Here is a 266-nt window from a genome sequence, read left to right on the forward strand (position 1 = left end):
CGACCGACCAGCCCGTGTTTCCGGACGTGAGCCACGCCGGCGTGAACGACGGTGCATGGCCGAATCTCGACAACCTGCGCAGCGTGCGTGCCGGAATGAACAAGACGCAGCTCTATGCGCTGCTCGGCACGCCGCACTTCTCGGAAGGGTTGATGGGCGTGCGCGAGTGGGACTACCTGTTCCATCTGCCGTCGAAGAGCGGCCCCGTTCAGTGCCAGTACAAGGTGCTGTTCGATCAGGACCGCGTGGCGCGTACGTTCCTGTGG

At 64.3% G+C, this 266-nt stretch carries 1 protein-coding gene; it reads left to right on the forward strand.

Annotation, left to right across the window (positions count from 1 at the left end; translation table 11 throughout):
* The coding region (locus AAEY78_RS13425) for an outer membrane protein assembly factor BamE (RefSeq protein WP_352339811.1) at window positions 1-266 on the forward strand (266 nt) is incomplete at both ends.

The organism is Psychrobacter sp. 16-MNA-CIBAN-0192 (assembly GCF_040309565.1).
In the GTDB taxonomy this organism is placed as follows: domain Bacteria; phylum Pseudomonadota; class Gammaproteobacteria; order Pseudomonadales; family Moraxellaceae; genus Psychrobacter.